This is a genomic window from Micromonospora chokoriensis (assembly GCF_000718555.1).
Classification (GTDB): Bacteria; Actinomycetota; Actinomycetes; order Mycobacteriales; family Micromonosporaceae; genus Micromonospora; species Micromonospora chokoriensis_B.
Map to the genome: position 1 here is coordinate 89,499 of NZ_JOAN01000006.1, position 17,861 is coordinate 107,359.

Below are 17,861 nucleotides of genomic sequence, written 5' to 3' on the forward strand. Positions count from 1 at the left end.
AGGACAAAGTCCCGATCCGGACGTCTGGCCAGTGGTCCGCCGACGAAGGCGCAGAACGGCAGGGCCTAGGCTGGGCGGCAGAGTGACCCACAACGCGGTGGGTCGAGGGGAGTGGCACCGATGGACCGGCGTCCGGCGATCAAACCGGAACCCGACCTCCGGCAGGATGACTCCGGCCGGGACGACGACAGCTTCGATTCGGCGACCGACGGGGACGGCTACGGCCGACTCGACACGGGAGTCACCGGGCTGACCGGGTCGAGCATCGACACAATCTACGATCTGGGCCTGCCCGTCGAGGCGTTGGCCGACGACGTGGAGGACGCCGAGCTCGACGAACCCGTCCCCAACGCGGAGCGCCTGGTGGCTCAGGCCGTCGCGCTCGCCGGGGACGACCACGACGCGGCGACACTTGTCGGCCGTTTCTGGCGGTTCGCCCCGGACGAGGAGCTGGTCGGCTTCACGGCGGAAGAGATGCTCGACGCGGCCCGGGCACACCGGGACCTCGCGCAGCAGCGGGTGCCGGGCGAGTTGAAGCTGCGGATCCACGAGCCGCACGCGGACCAGCACCACACGGTCGTCGAGATCGTCACGGACGACATGCCGTTCCTGGTCGACTCGGTGACCGCGCTGCTCAACTCCTACCACCTGGACGTGCACCTGCTGGTGCACCCGCTGGTGGTGGTGCGGCGTGAGCCGCTGGGCCTGCTCAGCGAGGTCTCCGCGGATGTGGAGCCGGACGACGCGATCGACGGCGACATCATCGAGAGCTGGATGCGGATCGAGATCGACCCGGTCCGGGACGCGGCCGAGCGGGACCGGCTGCGCCGCGAGCTGCAGCGGGTGCTCACCGACGTCCGCGAGGCGGTGGAGGACTGGCCGAAGATGCGCCAGCGGGCCCTCGCGCTCGCCGACGAGTTGGCGTCGACCCGCACCTCCGACAATCGCCCACCGGTGCCGGAGAAGGACATCACCGACTCGGTGGAGCTGCTGCGGTGGCTCGCCCACGACCACTTCACCTTCCTCGGTTACCGCGAGTACCGGCTGGTGGACGCTCCGGGCGGAGACGCCACGGACCCGGTCGACGGCAAGGCGTTGGAGGCGGTGCTCGGCACGGGCCTGGGCATCCTGCGCTCGGATTCGCCGGAGGCGCGGTCGCTGGCCTCGATGACGCCCGAGGCGCACGAGAAGGTGCTGGAGAAGCGCCTGCTCATCATCACCAAGGCCAACTCTCGTGCCACCGTGCACCGCTCGGCGTACCTGGACTACATCGGCTTCAAGATCTTCAACGCCGACGGTGAGGTGATCGGCGAGCGGCGCTTCCTGGGCCTGTTCTCGACGGCCGCCTACCGGACCAGCGTCCGCGAGCTGCCGGTGGTCCGCCGCAAGGTCGCCGAGGTGCTGGACCGCTCCGGCCTGAGCCGGCGCAGCCACTCGGGCAAGGACCTGATCCAGATCCTGGAGACCTACCCGCGCGACGAGCTGTTCCAGATCAAGACCGACGACCTCTACCACGCGGTGATCGGCGTGCTGCGGATGGCGGGCCGTCGGCAGCTGCGGGTGTTCCTGCGCCGGGACGCGTACGGGCGGTTCATCTCCTGCCTGATCTACCTACCACGGGACCGGTTCACCACCCAGAACCGGCTGCGTATGCAGGACATCCTGCTGCGTGAGCTGAACGGCGTCGGGGTGGATTACACGACCCGGGTCACCGAGTCGATGCTGGCTCGGGTGCACTTCATCGTCCGTACCGACCCGACTCGGCCGCCCGGCGAGATCGACGCCGACCTGCTGGCCGAGGAGTTGGCCGACGCCACCCGGCTCTGGGACGACGACTACCGGCTGGTGCTGGAGCGCAAGCTCGGCGACGAGCAGGCCAAGCACCTGTTCACCAGGTACGCCGACGCGTTCCCGGAGGGCTACAAGGACGGGCACACGCCGTACGAGGCGATGAAGGACCTGGCGAAGCTGGAGCTGCTGGAGGAGCCCGGCCAGCTGGAGATGCACCTGTTCCGCAAGCAACTCGCCCCCCGGCCGGGCACCCGGGTGCCGGGTGCGGACCTAGCCGAGGCGATGGACGTCCGGTTCAAGGTCTACCGGTACGGCGAGCCGATGATGCTCTCCGCGGTGCTGCCGGTGCTGCACTCGCTCGGCGTACGCGTGGTCGACGAGCACCCGTACGAGGTGGACCGGATCGACGGTCGGGTCTACCTGTACGACTTCGGCCTGATGCTGCCCGAGGGACATCACGAGCTGGCCGAGGTGCGCCCGCACGTGGAGAACGCCTTCGCGGCTGCCTGGCGCGGCGAGGCCGAGGTGGACCGGTTCAACGAGCTGGTGCTGCGTGGCGGGCTGACCTGGCGGCAGGTGGTGGTGCTGCGGGCGTACGCGAAGTATCTGCGGCAGGCCGGCACGGTCTTCTCGCAGGACTACATGGAGCAGACCTTCGTCGCGTACCCGAAGCTCGCCGCGTTGCTGGTGGAGCTCTTCGAGACCCGGTTCGCGCCGGGCGAGTTGAGCACCGAGCAGCGGCAGCAGCGCAGCGGTGAGCTGGTGGAGACGATCCGAGGCGCGCTGGACGACGTGGCCAGCCTCGACCAGGATCGGATCCTGCGGTCCTACCTGACGCTGATCGAGGCGACCCTGCGGACCAGCTTCTACCAGAAGCGCGCCGACGGGCGGCCGAAGGCGTACGTGGCGTTCAAGCTCGACCCGCAGGCCATTCCGGACCTGCCCGCGCCGCGACCGAAGTTCGAGATCTTCGTCTACTCGCCTCGGTTCGAGGGTGTGCACCTGCGGTTCGGGCCGGTGGCCCGGGGCGGGTTGCGCTGGTCCGACCGTCGGGAGGACTTCCGGACCGAGGTGCTCGGCCTGGTCAAGGCGCAGATGGTGAAGAACACCGTGATCGTGCCGGTCGGCGCCAAGGGCGGCTTCGTGCTGAAGCAGAAGCCGGGTGACCGGGACGAGGCGGTCGCCTGCTACCAGGAGTTCGTCGGCGCGATGCTGGACGTCACCGACAACATCGTCAGTGGCAAGATCGTGCCGCCCGAGGACGTGGTCCGGCACGACGGCGACGACCCGTACCTGGTGGTGGCTGCCGACAAGGGCACGGCGACGTTCTCCGACATCGCCAACGAGATCTCCAAGGCGCACAACTTCTGGATGGGCGACGCGTTCGCCTCCGGTGGTTCGGCGGGCTACGACCACAAGAAGATGGGCATCACCGCCCGGGGCGCCTGGGAGTCGGTCAAGCGGCACTTCCGGGAGCTGGGTCTGGACACCCAGACCCAGGACTTCACCGTGGTCGGCGTCGGTGACATGTCCGGCGACGTGTTCGGCAACGGGATGCTGCTCTCCGAGCACATCCGTCTGGTGGCCGCCTTCGACCACCGACACATCTTCCTGGACCCGGAGCCGGACGCGGCCACCTCGTTCGCGGAGCGGCGGCGCCTGTTCGACCTGCCGCGTTCCTCCTGGGAGGACTACAACCCGGAGCTGATCTCGGCAGGTGGCGGCATCTTCCCGCGTACCGCGAAGTCCATTCCGATCACGCCGCAGGTCCGGGCGGCGATCGGCCTGGACGACGACGTCACGCAGATGTCGCCGCAGGAGTTGATGAAGGCGATCGTCACCGCCCCGGTGGACCTGTTCTGGAACGGCGGCATCGGCACCTACGTCAAGGCGTCCAGCCAGACAAACGCCGAGGTGGGCGACAAGTCCAACGACGCGATCCGGGTGGACGGGCGTAACCTGCGCTGCCGGGTGGCGGGCGAGGGCGGCAACCTGGGCTGGACCCAGCTCGGCCGGATCGAGTACGCGTTGACCGGTGGCCGGATCTACACGGACTTCATCGACAACGCGGCCGGTGTGGACACCTCCGACCACGAGGTGAACATCAAGATCCTGCTCAACACGGCGGTGGCCGACGGGGAGTTGACCACGGCCGACCGGGACGAGCTGCTGGCCGGGATGACCGACGAGGTCGCGGAGCTGGTGCTGCGGGACAACTACGACCAGGCACGGGCGATCAACAACGCCCAGGCCCAGGCCGCCTCGCTGCTCCCGGTGCACCGCCGGATGATCAACGAGCTGGAGCGTTCGGGTGGGTTGGACCGGGCGTTGGAGGCGCTGCCGCCGGACGAGGAGCTGGCGGTCCGCAGCGAGTCCGGCCTGACCGCGCCGGAGTTCGCGGTGCTGCTCGCGTACGTGAAGATCGTCCTGGAGCGGGAGATCCTCACCGACGGGTTGGCCGACGAGGAGTGGACGACCGACGTCCTGGTCAACTACTTCCCGACGCCGATGCGCGAGCGGTTCGCCGACCGGATGGGCCGGCACCGCCTGCGCCGGGACATCGTCACCACCGTGCTGGTCAACGAGGCGATCAACCGGGGTGGCATCTCGTTCATCTTCCGGGTGGTCGAGGAGACGGCGGCCAGCGCGGCAGACGTGATCCGGGCGTACGTGGTGGTCAGCGAGGTGTTCGGCCTGCGCGAGCTGTGGGACGCGGTGGAGGCGCTGGACAACAAGGTGGCGCCGGAGCTACAGACCAGCGTCTACCTGGACACCCGCCGGCTGCTCGACCGGGCGGTGCGGTGGCTGGTCTCCAACCGGCGCTCGCCGATCGACGTGCCGGCCGAGATTGCCCGGCTCCGCGACGGGGTCACCCGGTTGCTGCCGGGGCTCGAGGAGCTGTTCTACGGCAACGAGCGCCAGGGCATCGCCGCACACATGGACTCGATGACCGAGCGTGGGCTGCCCCGCGAGTTGGCGGAGCGGGCGACCCGGCTGATGTACAGCTTCGGCCTGATGGACGTGGTGGAGACCGCGAACGCCAGCGGGCGGGACGTCAGTGAGGTGGCCTCGGTCTACTTCGTGCTGTCCGACCTGTTCCGGGTGGACTCGCTGCTGTCGAAGATCTCCCTGCTGCCGCGGGAGGACCGCTGGCAGACGCTGGCCCGGATGGCGCTGCGGTACGACCTGTACGCCGCGCTGGCCGCGCTCACCGCGGAGGTGCTCGACTCCACCCCGAACGACCTGCCGCCGCACGAGCGTGTGCAGCAGTGGGAGCAGTCCAACGCGACCTCGATCCACCGCGCTCGGCGGGCGATGGGGGAGTTCGACGAGTCGCGGGCGGATCTCGCCGCCCTGTCGGTGCTGCTGCGCCAGATCCGCACCCTGGTGCGGACCTCCGCGGCCGCCTGAGTCAGGTACGCCGGACGCGGTCCGGCCGGTCGGGTCACCCCGACCGGCCGGACCGCGTTCCGTTTCGTCGCCGGTCACGCCGCCAGGGTGGCGAAGACGACGATGTTGTCCGGGTAGCTCTTGGCGACCTCGTCGAACTGGCCGCCGCAGGTGACGACCCGCAGGCTGGGTCGGTCGCTGGGTCCGTACACCAACTCGGTGGGGAAGGCCGTCTTCGGGTACGACTTCACCGAGTCGACAGTGAAGGTGGCCGGCACTCCGTCGGCGCGGCGCACGGTGATGGTGTCGCCGGGGGTGAGCGCGCCGAGGTCGAAGAAGACGGCCGGGCCGAGCACCGCCGAGTCCACGTGCCCGACGATGACCGCGTTACCCGTCTCGCCCGGGCTCGCACCCGGCTCGTACCACCCGGCCTGGTCGGCCTTGTCCAGCGCGGGAACCTGGACGGTGCCGTCCGGGTTGGTGCCCAGCGACATGATCGTCGCGTCGACACCGATCCGGGGGATCTCGATGCTTGTCGGTGCCGACCGGGCCAACCCAGCCGGCGCGTTCCCCTGGCCGACCGGCTGCCCGTCGATCGGGGCGTCGTCGGCGGTGCTCGCCGGCCCGCTGACCTCGGGACCGGCCTGGGCCAGCGGCTGCGGCGGCCGGGGAGCGGGAGTGGTCTTCAGGCCGGCGCCGATCATGCCGGCGCCGATCATGGCCATGGTGACGACGACGGCCGTGCCGGCGGCACGCCACGGTCTCCCGTGACGGCCGCCGGCCCGTGTCGTCGTCACGTCAGACGAGCGAACCATCGGTCCGCCGACGACGCATCAGCACGATCCCGCCCAGCGCGGCAGCGCCGAGCAGGCCCGCCCCACCGGTGGCCAGACCCCGGTCGGTGCCGGTGCTGGCGCCACCGTCACCACCGTCGACACCACCGTGCGGCAGCACGACGAGCTCGCCCTCGCCGCAGGAGCCCTTGAGCTCGTAGCGACCCGGCTTGGCGTCCTTGTCGACCTTGGCCTCGCCGTAGTAGACGAACTCGCGCTCCTCGTCCCAGCTCCGCTCGTCCGAGCGACCCTCGTCCGAGCCGTAACCGCCGCGCTCGTCCGAGCCGTACTCGTCGGAGCCGTGGCCCTTGTTCTCCCAGCCATTCTCCGAGCCGTTCTCCGAGCCGTACTCGGAGCCGTGCTCGTCCTTGTTCTCCCAGCCGTTGTCGGAGCCGTGCTCGTCCTTGTTCTCCCAGCCGTTGTCCGAGCCGTGCTCGTCCTTGTTCTCCCAGCCGTTCTCGGAGCCGTGCTCGTCCTTGTTCTCCCAGCCCTTGTCGGAGCCGTGCTCGTCCTTGTTCTCCCAGCCCTTGTCGGAGCCGTGCTCGTCCTTGGACTCCCAGTCCTTCTTGTCACGGCTGTCGTCCGCGTCCTGGCCGTGCTCCTCGCCCTTCCAGTCCTTGCTGTCCTCGTCGGCGGCAGCATCGGCGGCAGCGCCGCCACCCTGGCCACCGTTGGCGGGCGGCTGCGGCTTGTCCTTGCCGTCTTCGCCCTTGTCGTCCTTCTTGTCTTCGTGGTCCTTGCCCTTGTCGTCCTTGCCGTGCTCGTCCTTGCCCTTGTCGTCCTTGCCGTGTTCGTCCTTGCCCTTGTCGTGGTCCGAGGAGTTCTCCTCCTCGGACCACTCGCGGTCCTCGTCCCGGTCTTCGTGCGCCGGCTTGAGATTGACCTTGCCGGTGACCTTGGACCACACGTACGCGTGCTCCTGCCGATCCGGGCAGATCTCGAGGAGCTTGACCTCGTCGCCGGCCTTGACGACGTGCGGCTTGGCGTAGACCTTGCCGTCATCGTGGCCGTCGGCGAACGCGATCCCCGGTGCGAACACCAGCAGCGACGCGCCACCGAGAGCGGCACCCGCAACGACCTTCCCGAGCATCTTCTTAGCCATGACCTGCGTCACTCCATCCCTGTTGTCCTGAGCCCGGCGACAACCGAGCTAAGACCGACGTTAGACCGTTTCATGACTTATGAAGTGAAAGATTCGCGTTTTGACCTTTGATCCAGTAAGAGGCGAAGGGGTGCTACGCGGCTTTCCCTACGCTGAGCGTCGTCTCAGTCGGCGCGTGACGTCGCGAGCGCCGCACGGTGTTCTGCGTTAGCCGTCCCGGGCAGCGTCGGTCATCCCGTAGCGACGGGCTCCGGGCTAGCGCATGCCACTCGGGCACAGTGGGGGGTATCGTCCGAATCGGCCTCCCGCAACGCATCGAGCCATTGCCATGGAAGCGCTCCCATGCAAGAATCGGCGAACGCGGTTCAGAGAGCCACACCGTGCAGGCAGGGCAGTCGAGGGCACCCGGTTCGCCGGGCGACATCCCGCCGCCGATCGACCGGCCGACGCATCGGCCGTGCACCACCACCACCATCGCCCGTCCGGGTCGGGCGCCCCCCAAAGAATCCCGTGGCGCCGGCGGCCGTCCGTGCAGGACGCCCACCGGGCCGTCCCGCCGGGCCGTACTCGAGCCCGGTCTCGCCCAAGGAGATCAGTGGCATGAATGTGTGGAGAAGGCTATCCGGCCCACGCCGGGCCCTCGCGCTCGCCGGCGCGGGTGCCCTGGTCGCCGGCGGGTTGGTAACGATTCCGGTTACCGCGGCGCAGGCCGCGACGCAGTGCGACATCGCCTACACGACCAACGATTGGCCCGGCGGCTTCACCGCGAACGTCACCATCAAGAACGTCGGAGACGCGCTCAACGGCTGGACGCTGGGCTGGACCTTCCCCAACTCCAGCCAGCGGGTGCAGCAGGGCTGGTCGGCCACGTTCACCCAGTCTGGCAGCCAGGTGACCGCACGGAGCCTGTCCTACAACGGCACCCTGGCCACCGGCGCGTCGACGAGCATCGGCTTCAACGGCGCGTGGAGCGGCAGCAACCCGAAGCCGACCTCGTTCACCCTGAACGGCGTGGTCTGCAACGGTGGCACCACCCCGCCGACCACGCCCCCGCCCACCACGCCCCCACCGACCGATCCGCCGCCCACCACGCCGCCGCCCACCACCCCGCCGCCCGGCACCAAGGTCGACAACCCGTACGCCGGGGTGCGCGGTTACGTGAACCCGGAGTGGAAGGCCAAGGCGGACGCCGAGACCGGCGGAAGCCGGGTCTCCAACAACCCCACCGCTGTCTGGCTGGACCGGATCGCCGCGATCAACGGCACGCCGGACAGCAGCTCCAACGGAGCGTTCGGGGTGCGGGAGCACCTGGACGAGGCGCTGCGCCAGGGCGCCGGGTACATCCAGTTCGTGATCTACAACCTGCCCGGCCGGGACTGCTCGGCGCTCGCCTCCAACGGTGAGCTGGGCCCGGACGAGCTGCCCAAGTACAAGGCCCAGTACATCGACCCGATCGCCGCGATCCAGGGCGACTCGAAGTACAGCAGCCTGCGGATCATCAACATCATCGAGATCGACTCGCTGCCGAACCTGGTCACCAACACCTCCGGCCAGCCCGGCGGCACGGCGATGTGCGACACGGTCAAGGCCAACGGCGCCTACGTCAACGGCGTCGGCTACGCCCTGGCCAAGCTGGGCTCGCTCGGCAACGTCTACAACTACATCGACGCCGGCCACCACGGCTGGCTCGGCTGGGACAGCAACTTCGGCCCGACCGCCGACATCCTGAAGACCGCCGCGGTCGCCTCCGGCAGCACTGTCAACAACGTGCACGGGTTCATCACCAACACGGCGAACTACTCGGCGCTGCGCGAGCCGTACTTCAAGGTCACCGACAACGTGAACGGCCAGTCGGTGCGGCAGTCCAAGTGGGTCGACTGGAACTTCTACGTCGACGAGCTCTCCTTCGCCCAGGCGTTCCGTACCAAGCTGGTCTCGGTTGGCTTCAACTCGAACATCGGCATGCTGATCGACACCTCCCGCAACGGCTGGGGCGGCTCGGCGCGGCCCACCGGGCCGGGCGCGACGACAAGCGTCGACACCTACGTCAACGGGGGTCGCATCGACCGTCGGGGCCACCTCGGCAACTGGTGCAACCAGGCCGGCGCCGGCATCGGCGAGCGGCCCCGGGCCAACCCGGAGACCGGCATCGACGCCTACGTCTGGGTGAAGCCGCCGGGTGAGTCGGACGGCTCCAGCAAGGAGATCCCGAACAACGAGGGCAAGGGCTTCGACCGGATGTGCGACCCGACGTACGGCGGCAACGCCCGCAATGGCAACAACCCGTCCGGGGCGTTGGCCGACGCGCCGATCTCCGGTGCGTGGTTCTCCGCCCAGTTCCAGGAGCTCATGCGCAACGCGTACCCGGCGCTCTGACCGGAACGCTCCGCACTTACCCGCCGCCGGCAGTTGGTGAGGCACTGCCGGCGGCAGGTTCCCCCCGGGTCCCCGGCTCGACCGTGAATGGTCGGGCCGGGGACCCCCCCTTCTGCCTCGATCAGGGCACAGTGCGTTCGATCGCCGCCCGGCCCTGCTCGGCCAGGTCACGGCGCGCCTTGTCCAGGTTCTCCGGTGTCAGGTCCTGGCCGCGGGCCATCACCAGGTCCTCCGGCTCCCAGGGTTGCTCAGCCCCGGTACGGATGTTGTCCCCGCCGGCGCCGGTGCCCGTCCCGGTCGCTCCGGTGCCGGCAGCGTACGGGTCGCCGATCAGCTCGTCGGTGTCTGGCGCGAGGTCGTCCGGTCGGTTGCGGGGTGCGGAGAAGGCTGGGGTGTCCCGGTCGGGGCCACCTCCGGTGCGCAGCTGCGCGACGGTGGCGTCATCAGCCACTGCCGAGGCCACCTCGGGGCTCTCCTCCAACGGCGGTTGGCGATCGCGAGCGGTCATGGTGCTGCCTCCTGTGTCCGACACGGTGCCTGGTTTCCCACGCGTACCCCCTCGGGCCGCGCTCATGCCGGGCGGTCAGGCGTCGGGCTGCTGCTCGTTGGGGGCTGGCGGTTCCGCTGGGCGCAGCCACTGCCAGAGCAGCATGAGCAGGCCGAACACCAGCATCGACAGCCCGGCCCACAGGTTGATCCGTACGCCCTCGGCCTTGTCGATCTCGGCCCGGCTGTCGAAGATGCCGATCAGCGTCACGATGATCCCGTACGCCACGAAGAGGCCACCGATCACCCGGCGGATGTCGAACAGTCGGGCCGCGGCGGAACGCCGCTGTTCCTCCTGCGTCGAGTCGATCAACGGGTCCTGCGCCGGCTGGCTGTGGTTGTCCATCTGCCGACCCCTTTCCTAGAAGACCGGGATGTAGAAGAGGGCGGCCAGCGCGACCGCGATCAGGCCGAGGAGCACGGGGGAGCGGTACCAGGCGGCGTCCCCGGCGAGCACGTCGCCCTTCAGGTCGATGCCACCCATGCCGTACACCAGCCCGCGCAGCTCCTCGTCGCGCTTGGGTGCGGTGAGCGGGGTGATGACCGCGGCGACCACCACCGCCGTGACGAAGGCGAGGCCGGCGCCCCAGAAGCTCTCCTCCAGGTCGGAGTTGAAGCCGATCACGCCGCCCTTGTAGAGCAGGTAGAGGCTCAGCGACACCAGGGTGCCCAGCAACAGCGACCAGAAGCCGGCCAGCGCGGTCATCCGCTTCCAGAACATGCCGATGATGAAGGTGGCGAACAGCGGCGCGTTGAAGACCGAGAAGAGCGCCTGGATGTAGTTCATGATGTTGCTGAACCCGGCCGCGATGAACGCGGTGCCGATCCCGACCACCACGGCGCCGACCGTCGCCCACCGGCCGACCCGCAGGTAGTAGTCGTCGGACCGGCCGGGACGGATGTACGCCTGCCAGATGTCGTAGGTGAAGACGGTGTTGAAGCCGCTCACGTTTGCCGCCATGCCGGCCATGAACGAGGCGAGCAGGCCGGTGACCGCCACCCCGAGCACGCCGTTGGGGAGCAGATCGCGCATCAGCAGTGGGATCGCGTTGTTGTACTGCAGGTCGCCGCTCTCCGCGCCGAGCCCCTTGACCGTGACCAGGGCCACCAGGCCGGGGATGACCGTGACCAGGGGGATGAACAGCTTCGGGTACGCGGCGATGATCGGCGTACGCCGGGCGGCGCTCATGTTCTTCGCCGAGAGGGCGCGCTGCACCTCGGCGAAGTTCGTCGTCCAGTAGCCGAACGACAGCACGAAGCCCAGGCCGAAGACGATGCCGAGCCAGTGCGCGCCGAGGGGGTTGGCGGTGCTGCCGGTGTTCTGCCAGGCGTGCAGACCGGCCTCGCCGAGCTTGGAGTCGCGTACCGCGTCCATCAGGCCGTTCACTCCGCCGACCTTGACCAGGCCGATCACGGTGACCGGGATGAGACCGGCCAGGATGACGAAGAACTGGAGCACCTCGTTGTAGATCGCCCCGGACAGACCGCCGATGGTGATGTACGCCAGCACGATCGCCGCGCCGACCACGACCGCGGTCCAGAGCGGCCAGCCGAGCAGCGCCTGCATGACCAGGGCCAGCGCGTACAGGTTCACCCCGGCGATCAGCACCTGGGCGACGGCGAAGCTGAGCGCGTTCAGCAGGTGGGTGGGGCGGTTGAACCGCAGCCGCAGGTACTCCGGCACGCTGCGGACCTTCGAGCCGTAGTAGAAGGGCATCATCACGATGCCCAGGAAGACCATCGCCGGGACCGCGCCGATCCAGTAGTAGTGCAGCGTCATCACGCCGTACTGGGCCCCGTTCGCGGCCATTCCAATGATCTCCAACGCGCCCAGGTTCGCCGAGACGAAGGCGAGACCGGTCACCCAGGCCGGCAGGGACCGCCCGGAGAGGAAGAAGTCGACGCTGGTCCGGATCGCCCGGCGGGCGGCGAAGCCGACCCCGAGGACGGTGACGAAGTACAGCGCCAGAATCAGGTAGTCCAGCCCGTTCATGTTGAGCCGAAGACCGCCGCCGTCCATCCCGTCACCCCTCGTCCGACGTCGCACTGGTTGGTGTGCGCGCGCCGTATTACCCCCTTGCGCAGGGTTTCACTCCCGGACCTCGAATCCGTCGCGTTCGGGCCGGTCGGGGCGGTCTCGCGGGCTGCCAGCACGGCAGCAGGGGCGCTCCGGCCAGCCGGCCGGAGCGCCCCTGCTGGCGGTCGGGTGTGTCAGCGACCCAGGACGCGGTCCAGGAAGTCCCGGTAGTTGCGGACCGCCATTCGCAGTTGCTCGGTGTCGGCCGAGCCGGCGTCCTGCCACCCGCCCAGGGTGTTCTTCTGCGCGGCCAGCGCCGAGGAGAGGGCCTGGATGGCCTCCTCCACCAGCGACTGCGCCTCGCCAGCAGCCGCGTGCGGGTCGTCGACGAAACGCAGCTGTACGTCCCGCCAGCGGTCCCGGAAGCCCTGTGCGGTGTCCGGGTCGAGGAGCGTGGCCGGCTCGGCCGCGACTGTCGACCCGACGGGACGGGACGTCCCGGCAGACTCCAGCGTCGTGTCGGGGCCATCGGTGGTGACCGGGTCGCCGTCGGCGTCCGGGTCGACCATCTCCGGTGTCGCGCTGCCGTAGCCGGCCGCGCCGGCCGTGGCCGCATCGGTGCGATCGTCGAGGTCCGTGCTGTCGTCGACATCCGGGTGGCGCCGGTGCAGCTCGGCGGTCGGGTCGGCGCGCAGACCCTCACGCTCGCCGTCCTCGGCTCCGTCGCCTGGCTGGGCGGTCCGCTCGGCTCGCGGGTCCGGCTGGTCCTGCGGTCGTGGGCTGGCCAGCGCGGAGGCGGCCACCGCGTCGGCCACCGTGGTGGCGCCGAATGCCGTCGGCAGCGGCCCCGGCTCGTGGAGACCGCCCTCGTCGGTGGACCGGTCGTCGCGCCGCCGGTGGCGCGAGTCGGCGTCGTCAGCCCGCTCGTCGTCGGCCGGGTCGTCGAAGGTGCCCCGATCGTCGAGGGCGTCCTCGGGTACGTCGGAACGGCCAGCCCGGTCGCCCGCCGGGGGTACCGGCACGGGCGCCGATCGGACGGCCTCCGGGTGGTCGTTGCTCACCTGCTGCTCTTCCTGGCGCATCGGTGGCCTCCTCAGCGGCTCGTGGCGTCGTGGTCCGGGTGGTGGCGCTGTTCGGGCGTACGGTGGCCGACCGGCTCGTCGCCCAGCAGGTCGGCGAAGAGTGCGCGGTAGTGCACGACCGCCTGCCGCAGCTCCTCGGTGTTGGCCTCGCCCCGGGAGTTGCGCAGGTGGATCTCGTGCGCGTCCCGGTAGCTGGTAAGCGTGCGGGCGTGCTCGACGGAGAGATGGGCGATCTGGTCGGAGAAGTCGCCGGTCGGGTAGCCCTGCTCCTCGATGAGCCGGGTGACCAGTTCGTCTGCGTCACCCACGGTCTCGCCGGGGGAGTCGATGAAGCGGACCTGGAGTTCCTCCCAGGCGGCGCTGTACCGGGCCCGCGACTCCGGGCTGAGTGGGGTGAGCGTGAGCTCGGCATGCCGGCGTTCCCGGTCGCGCAGCTCGCGCTCTGCGGCGGACCGGCTGTCCTGTTCCGCCACCACCCGGTCGTACTCCGGGCCGAACCGGTTGCGCAGCTCGCGACGGCGGCTGAGCGAGCGGGCGGCCACGGCGAGCACCGCGACGATCACCAGCACGACGAGCACGATGACGATTACCTGCGTTGGCGACATGGGCTCCTCCTTCGTCATCTGGTATTCCCTCCGTGGAGTGATCGCCAATCCCGATCCGGGACACTTTCCTGACGAGGAACGCAACTACTCGCCACACCAAGACCTGATTTAGGCCAGAAAGTGGCCGTCCATCCGGTCCATCCCGGAGCGTCGATGTTGGTGCGACGGGCGGTAGTGCAAAGGGCCTCGATTACGTATCCTGCCCAAGGCGCCCACGCCGGTGCCCGGCGTGAACGGCCGGGCATGCAGCCGGCCGGCTGCATGCCCGGCGGTGCCGGCACCCCTCCTGCCACCCCTGTACGGGCGAGGTCTGATGAAAACCCGCGATTGGCCGATCCGCTCCAAGCTGACCGCGTTGGTCGTCGCGCCGGTGACAGCGCTCCTGGCGCTGTGGATCTTCGCAACCACGTTGACCTTCGGTCCCGCCCTGAACCTGCTCTCCGCCCGCACCCTGCTGTACGACCTAGGCCGCCCCGGCGAGACGGTAGTCACCGAGCTGCAACGCGAACGCCGGCTCTCGGTGGTGCAGCTCGCCGGCACGACCGAGCTGCCCGCCCTCGCCGAGCAGCGCCAGCGCACCGACCGGGCGATCGCCGAGCTGCGCCGCCGAGTCGACGGCGAAGCGCTGCGCGACGCCGCCGACGAGTTGCTGGAGGACCGGGTCGACCGGCTGCTCACCGCTCTGGCGGCGCTGCCGACCGGTCGGAACTTCATCGACGACCGCTTGATGGACCGTTCCGGCGCGCTCGGCCTGTACAGCGGCATGGTCTCCGCGGCCTTCCAGGCGTTCGCGGGGATGGCCACCCTGACCGACCCCGGCATCAATCGGCAGGCGCTGGCGCTCACCACGCTGGGCCGATCCCGGGAGCTGCTCGGCCAGACCGACGCCATGCTGGCCGGTGTGTTGACCGGCGGCCGGTTCGCCCAGGGAGAGCACGCCCAGCTCGTGCAGTCCATCGGCAACCAGCGGTGGCTCACCGAGAGCGCGGTGGCCGACCTGCCGGAGACCACCCGGGCCGCGTACCAGCGGTTGTCCGAGAGCCCAGCGTTCACCAGCCTGCGCGCCATGCAGGACGCGCTGATCGGGGCCAACAGGTCAGGCCGACCGCCGGTGGACGCGGCCTCGTGGCAGTCCAGCCACGACGCCGTACAGCAGCAGTTGCGCGACTTCGAGCTGGCCGAGGCCGACAATCTCACCGATCGCTCGGTGCCGATGGCGGTCCGCATCCTGGTGCGGCTGGCCGCCGCTGGCGTGCTCGGGCTCGTCGCCGTGGTGGTCTCGGTGCTGGTGGCGGTGCGGGTTGGCCGCACCCTCGTCCGGCGGCTCAGCAGCGTCCGTACCGCCGCACTGGAGTTGGCCGAGCATCGTCTGCCCGACGTGGTGACCCGGCTGCGCCGTGGCGAGCAGGTCGACGTCGCCCGGGAAGCGCCACCGCTGGAGTACGGCAACGACGAGATCGGCGAGGTCGGGCGGGCCTTCACCAAGGTGCAGCGCACCGCCGTCCAGGCCGCGGTCGACGAGGTCACCCTGCGCCGGGGCCTCAACGAGGTCTTCCTCAACATCGCCCGGCGCAGCCAGAGCCTTGTGCATCGTCAGCTGCACCTGCTGGACCGGATGGAGCGGCGCGCCGAGGACCCGGACGAGCTGGCCGAGCTGTTCCAGGTCGACCACCTGGCGACCCGGCTGCGCCGGCACGCCGAGGACCTGGTCATCCTCGCCGGCTCCGCACCGGGCCGAGGTTGGCGAAACCCGGTCGCGATGGTCGACCTGATCCGCGGCGCGATCTCCGAGGTCGAGGCGTACGAACGGGTGCACGTGACCGCCGTGCAGCCGGCCGGCGTGCTGGGACGGGCGGTCGGCGACGTCATCCACCTGCTCGCCGAGCTGGTCGAGAACGCCACCGCCTTCTCCCCGCCGGACACCCGGGTCACCGTCACCGGAGAGAAGGTGGCCAACGGGTACGCCCTGGAGATCACCGACCAGGGGCTGGGCATGTCCGAAGCGGCGCTGGAGACCGCGAACACCCGGTTGGCCAGCTCGCCCGAGTTCGACCCGGCGCAGAGCGCCCGACTCGGCCTGTTCGTGGTGGCCCGGCTGGCGGCCCGGCACGGCATCCGAGTGCGGTTGCGCCCCTCTGGGGAGGGCGGGGTGACCGCCGTGGTGCTGGTCCCCACCGACCTGGTCACCCCCGAGCCGCCGGCCGGCCCCGACCCCGCCACGCTCGGTGCCGCGTCAGCGGACCCGGGCCCGCGGCTGGCTCGCACCGCGCGCCGCAGTGCCGTGCCCCGCCCCCGCACCCGCCCGCCAACGGCTCCGCCGGCCAGCCCCACCCCGCCCGCCCTGCCTTCCGGAGCACCCGCCTCGGCCACCGCGGCTGCCAATGGGGTCGACGAGGGGTCGGCGGCCTCCGACGACTCGGCCGACGAGCTGGACGGCCTGCCCCAGCGGGTGCGACGCCGCACCCCGGCCACGCAGCCCCGGTCGACCGTCACCGACACACCGTCACCCCGCTCTCCGGAGGAGGTACGCCGGGTCATGGCGGCGCTACAGGCCGGCACGGCACGCGGACGCGCCACCGTCATCACCCCGACCGCACCGGCGACACCTTCGGGCTCGGTGACACCCACGGGTTCGGCGGCGACCCCCGAACCCCCGACCGCGACTGAGAGGGACGTCTAGTGCGGCATCCGACGAAGCAGAGCGCCGGTCTCGACTGGTTGCTCGACGAACTGGTGCAACGGGTACCGGCCGCCCGGGAGGCGGTGGTGCTCTCCGCCGACGGCCTGCTGCTCGGCTGTTCGGCCGAGTTGGAGCGCTCCGACGCCGAGCACCTCTGTGCGCTGGCCGCCGGCTTCTCCAGCCTCGCCCGAGGCGCCAGCCGGCACGTGGACGGCGGCCCGGTCCGGCAGACCGTGGTGGAGATGGAGTCGGCGTACCTCTTCGTCACCGCCGCCGGGCAGGGCGCCTGCCTGGCGGTGGTGAGCGACGCGGACGCGGACATCGGCCTGGTCGCGTACGAGATGGCGATGCTGGTGATCCGGGTGGGGGAGAGCCTGGCCGCGCCGGCCCGATCGACAGCGGGTGCCGGTGATGCGGACTGAGCCGCCCGGGCCGCAGCACGAGTGGCTGGACGGCGACGCCGGCCCGGTAGTGCGCCCGTACACGCTCACCGGCGGCCGGGTACGCTCCGCCGTCGATGGTTTCAACCTGGTCGCGTTCGTGCTGGCCGGTTCGGACGTCGACGTGGCGAGCCACCCGCACCTGCTGCCGGAGCATCGACGGCTGGTCGCGTTGGCCCGTCGGCCGGTGTCGGTGGCCGAGTTGGCAGCCGAGTTGGACCTCGCGGTCGGCGTGGTCCGGGTCCTGCTCGGTGATCTCCTCGCCGAGGACCTGGTCGCGGTGCACGAGCCGCCGGCCGCCGGCATCCTTCCCGACGACGACATCCTCAAGGCGGTGGTCAGTGGACTCCGTGCGCTATGACCAGGTGGGCACCAGCACCACCATCCCGCTGGCCCTGAAGATCCTCATCGCGGGAGGCTTCGGGGCTGGCAAGACGACGTTGGTGAGCGCCCTGAGCGAGGTCCGTCCGTTGCAGACCGAGGAGGTGTTGACCGGTGCCGGGATCGGCACCGACGACATCTCCGGTGTGGAGGGCAAGTCCACCACCACTGTGGCGATGGACTTCGGTCGGATCACCATCAACGACGACCTGCAGGTCTACCTGTTCGGCACCCCGGGTCAGGATCGGTTCTGGTTCCTCTGGGACGAGCTGGCCTTCGGCGCGCTCGGCGCGGTGGTGCTCGCCGACACCCGGCGGCTGGCCGACTGCTTCCCCTCGATCGACTACTTCGAGCAGCGGGGCATCCCGTTCGTGGTGGGCGTGAACTGCTTCGACGACTCCCGCCGGTTCAACCTGGAGACCGTACGCCGAGCGCTCGACCTGGACCCGGACGTGCCGATGGTGCTCTGCGACGCCCGGGACCGGCAGTCCGGGAAGATGGTGTTGATCTCTCTGGTCGAGCACGTCGCCCGACAGCGCGGTGAACCGGTGCCGGCGGTCTGAGAACCGGGCCGGAAAGCCGGTTAACGGGCGGGCAACGCGGGCAGCTCTGGTTGGA

Annotated in this window: 13 protein-coding genes; 6 read left to right on the plus strand and 7 right to left on the minus strand. The window is 70.1% G+C overall.

The window, feature by feature from the left end:
- Positions 1-120 precede the first annotated feature (120 nt).
- Positions 121-5,202 (plus strand): NAD-glutamate dehydrogenase, encoded by a 5,082-nt coding sequence (locus tag IF46_RS0110360; RefSeq protein ID WP_030488088.1) that lies wholly within the window; start codon positions 121-123, stop codon positions 5,200-5,202.
- A 74-nt stretch (positions 5,203-5,276) separates the two neighbouring features.
- On the opposite strand, the gene IF46_RS0110365 is transcribed toward IF46_RS0110360, so the two are convergent.
- Both IF46_RS0110365 and IF46_RS0110370 read right to left on the minus strand, forming a co-directional pair.
- Positions 5,277-5,978: a class F sortase gene (locus IF46_RS0110365; protein ID WP_030488089.1), complete on the minus strand. Its 702-nt coding sequence runs from the start codon at positions 5,976-5,978 to the stop codon at positions 5,277-5,279.
- 1 nt (position 5,979) lies between these two features.
- Entirely contained in the window at positions 5,980-7,116 is a 1,137-nt protein-coding gene (locus IF46_RS0110370; protein WP_030488090.1) for a hypothetical protein, read from the minus strand.
- 600 nt (positions 7,117-7,716) lie between these two features.
- On the opposite strand from IF46_RS0110370, the gene IF46_RS0110375 reads away from it, so the two are divergent.
- Positions 7,717-9,492: a glycoside hydrolase family 6 protein gene (locus IF46_RS0110375; protein WP_030488091.1), complete on the plus strand. Its 1,776-nt coding sequence runs from the start codon at positions 7,717-7,719 to the stop codon at positions 9,490-9,492.
- Between the two features lie 121 nt (positions 9,493-9,613).
- Here IF46_RS0110375 and IF46_RS0110380 read toward each other — a convergent pair whose 3' ends face one another.
- The 5 genes from IF46_RS0110380 to IF46_RS0110400 form a co-directional block, all read right to left on the minus strand.
- On the minus strand, positions 9,614-10,000 hold the full coding sequence (locus IF46_RS0110380; RefSeq protein ID WP_030488092.1) for a hypothetical protein: 387 nt from the start codon (positions 9,998-10,000) through the stop codon (positions 9,614-9,616).
- 75 nt (positions 10,001-10,075) lie between these two features.
- Entirely contained in the window at positions 10,076-10,384 is a 309-nt protein-coding gene (locus tag IF46_RS0110385) for a hypothetical protein (protein WP_030488093.1), read from the minus strand.
- A gap of 15 nt (positions 10,385-10,399) precedes the next feature.
- Positions 10,400-12,058: a sodium:solute symporter family protein gene (locus tag IF46_RS0110390; protein WP_030488094.1), complete on the minus strand. Its 1,659-nt coding sequence runs from the start codon at positions 12,056-12,058 to the stop codon at positions 10,400-10,402.
- Between the two features lie 191 nt (positions 12,059-12,249).
- Positions 12,250-13,137 (minus strand): hypothetical protein, encoded by an 888-nt coding sequence (locus IF46_RS0110395; RefSeq protein ID WP_030488095.1) that lies wholly within the window; start codon positions 13,135-13,137, stop codon positions 12,250-12,252.
- Positions 13,138-13,148: 11 nt separating this feature from the next.
- Positions 13,149-13,742, minus strand: a complete 594-nt coding sequence (locus IF46_RS0110400) for a hypothetical protein (RefSeq protein WP_030488096.1) — start codon at positions 13,740-13,742, stop codon at positions 13,149-13,151.
- Positions 13,743-14,055: 313 nt separating this feature from the next.
- On the opposite strand from IF46_RS0110400, the gene IF46_RS0110405 reads away from it, so the two are divergent.
- From IF46_RS0110405 to IF46_RS0110420, 4 genes are read left to right on the plus strand one after another with little or no spacing between them, the layout of a single operon-like run.
- Positions 14,056-16,422: a nitrate- and nitrite sensing domain-containing protein gene (locus IF46_RS0110405; RefSeq protein ID WP_030488097.1), complete on the plus strand. Its 2,367-nt coding sequence runs from the start codon at positions 14,056-14,058 to the stop codon at positions 16,420-16,422.
- A complete protein-coding gene (locus tag IF46_RS0110410) occupies positions 16,422-16,844 on the plus strand; it encodes a roadblock/LC7 domain-containing protein (RefSeq protein WP_030488098.1) in 423 nt (140 codons plus the stop codon). Before IF46_RS0110405 ends, IF46_RS0110410 begins: the two co-directional genes overlap by 1 nt.
- Entirely contained in the window at positions 16,834-17,223 is a 390-nt protein-coding gene (locus IF46_RS0110415; RefSeq protein WP_030488099.1) for a DUF742 domain-containing protein, read from the plus strand. The genes IF46_RS0110410 and IF46_RS0110415 overlap by 11 nt, the downstream gene beginning before the upstream one ends.
- A complete protein-coding gene (locus IF46_RS0110420; RefSeq protein WP_030488100.1) occupies positions 17,204-17,806 on the plus strand; it encodes a GTP-binding protein in 603 nt (200 codons plus the stop codon). Before IF46_RS0110415 ends, IF46_RS0110420 begins: the two co-directional genes overlap by 20 nt.
- Positions 17,807-17,861: the final 55 nt, after the last annotated feature.

What these genes read in the sequence shown, in the direction of transcription:
- IF46_RS0110360 (WP_030488088.1), top strand. Translation starts at nt 121, where the DNA reads ATGGACCGGCGTCCGGCGATCAAACCGGAACCCGACCTCCGGCAGGAT.
- IF46_RS0110370 (WP_030488090.1), bottom strand. Translation starts at nt 7,116, where the DNA reads ATGGCTAAGAAGATGCTCGGGAAGGTCGTTGCGGGTGCCGCTCTCGGT.
- IF46_RS0110375 (WP_030488091.1), top strand. Translation starts at nt 7,717, where the DNA reads ATGAATGTGTGGAGAAGGCTATCCGGCCCACGCCGGGCCCTCGCGCTC.
- IF46_RS0110380 (WP_030488092.1), bottom strand. Translation starts at nt 10,000, where the DNA reads ATGACCGCTCGCGATCGCCAACCGCCGTTGGAGGAGAGCCCCGAGGTG.
- IF46_RS0110385 (WP_030488093.1), bottom strand. Translation starts at nt 10,384, where the DNA reads ATGGACAACCACAGCCAGCCGGCGCAGGACCCGTTGATCGACTCGACG.
- IF46_RS0110390 (WP_030488094.1), bottom strand. Translation starts at nt 12,058, where the DNA reads ATGGACGGCGGCGGTCTTCGGCTCAACATGAACGGGCTGGACTACCTG.
- IF46_RS0110395 (WP_030488095.1), bottom strand. Translation starts at nt 13,137, where the DNA reads ATGCGCCAGGAAGAGCAGCAGGTGAGCAACGACCACCCGGAGGCCGTC.
- IF46_RS0110400 (WP_030488096.1), bottom strand. Translation starts at nt 13,742, where the DNA reads ATGTCGCCAACGCAGGTAATCGTCATCGTGCTCGTCGTGCTGGTGATC.
- IF46_RS0110405 (WP_030488097.1), top strand. Translation starts at nt 14,056, where the DNA reads ATGAAAACCCGCGATTGGCCGATCCGCTCCAAGCTGACCGCGTTGGTC.
- IF46_RS0110415 (WP_030488099.1), top strand. Translation starts at nt 16,834, where the DNA reads ATGCGGACTGAGCCGCCCGGGCCGCAGCACGAGTGGCTGGACGGCGAC.